Origin of the sequence: Vibrio sp. M260118, assembly GCF_036533755.1 — a bacterium.
In the GTDB taxonomy this organism is placed as follows: Bacteria; Pseudomonadota; Gammaproteobacteria; order Enterobacterales; family Vibrionaceae; genus Vibrio.
Genome location: NZ_JATABG010000556.1, coordinates 1 through 1,577, shown reverse-complemented (window position 1 = coordinate 1,577; position 1,577 = coordinate 1). Strand labels below are relative to the sequence as shown.

Genomic DNA, 1,577 nt, shown 5'->3' with positions numbered 1-1,577 from the left:
TAGTAGGTATTTTTAAACCCCCACAAGGGGGGCGATTCTGAGAAGTGTGAGGAACGAAGTAAGCGAGTATTAAGTTGTATCACTCCCCTTTAGATTTAGATCGGGAACTCTTTAGCAACAAAATCTAATAACTCTTCTTTCTGAGCTTGTAGATCTTCCTCTTTCTGTTCTGATTTTTGACCCATCTTTTCAAGTAGGGCTATCTTGTCTCGCATTAATGCTTTTCGTGCAGTTTGAGACATAACACAGACGTGTGAGTAGTGCTTTTCAATCATAGCAACACTTGTTCCTGCATTTTCTGCAATGAGCGAGAGTTGCACATCGTCCTCGATCGCTCTGGTGATATAGCTATGCCTCAAGCTATACAAAGACCGTTCTTTGCCCTCGGCAATTTCTCCCGCTTCTTGTGCTCGTGTAAGCCAACGCTTAAACATCACAGGGTATGTTGGTTTATCACTGTAGAGAGTCGAAAATACAGGCTCATTGGGTGATGAGCTTGAAAGGTGGTTGATTATTGCCTGATTGGTATAGTCTTTAAACTTCCCTTTGTTCTTGTTATGAGCCGCTTGAATCACCGCCCCTTCCGCAAAATAATCCAGTAAAACAAATCGATTATTTTTTCTATAGCTTCGAGTCTTACCCTCTCGAATAACGCAGTACAAATCACCGTGTTTGTTATAGCTTAAATCTGACCATTTTATACCTAGCGCTTCTTCTCCTGCACGAACGCCAGAAAAGAAGATAAAACACATATAAGTAAGTCCCATCTGTCTGCTATGTATGGTTTTTTTACTATTTCCCTTTGAAGCATCTACCGATGCAGAAACATAGAGAGTCGAAAACTCAGCATATGTAAAATGATCTCGGCGCTTTGTTTCTTTTCTATCGACTTTGATTTTTTTTAGATCCACAACCTGATCTTTCTTAATCAGTTGTTTCTCTACACATCGATCAAACAGAGTCGTGAAACAGTATCGAGTTGCCGTAAGTTGTGTGTCGGAAAAAGGTTCAGCACTTTTCAAAAATGCCCTGACCTGTGATACATCGAGTTGTGAAGGTTTGAGCTTCGGATCGTAAAACTCTACAAACCGCTTCCAAATCCTGATATGCGTGGCGTGCGCTCCGTCTTTTCCTTTTACTTTGGTTTTGCTTTGGGCTTTTTCGTGCTCTTTGATGATTTCATCTAGGACTTGCACAAGCGTTAAACGCTGTGTGGGTTGGCGCAGTGGTTCGCCATTATGGAGCATTGCTTTAGCGTAGGTATATTCCGCCCAAGCCAACTCTATAGCTTTATCTTCATCTGGGGTTTTTAGCGAAAACTGCAACCGTCTATGACCTGGCAAGTTAAGGTATAAGTTCCAGTTTTTACTTTGTGGCACTTTACGAATCGCTAGCCCATCTCGGAGCCGTATATATTGAGATTTAGGTTTGGTTTGATCGTTGTTTATCATAGTCTGCAAGCCTCATCGTGTTTAGTTTGAGTGTTTACTAACTTGCAACTAAACAATTAAGTGTCTGAAATATAGTATAATAACCCCCATACCACTTCAAACTTGAAAACCGGCATACGTTAATAG

General features: G+C 41.0%; 1 protein-coding gene. It reads right to left on the bottom strand.

Annotated features, from left to right (window positions below; genetic code table 11):
- Window positions 1-95 precede the first annotated feature (95 nt).
- Window positions 96-1,451, bottom strand: coding sequence for a tyrosine-type recombinase/integrase (locus QTO00_RS19520; protein WP_331426224.1), 1,356 nt, complete (start codon window positions 1,449-1,451; stop codon window positions 96-98).
- Window positions 1,452-1,577: the final 126 nt, after the last annotated feature.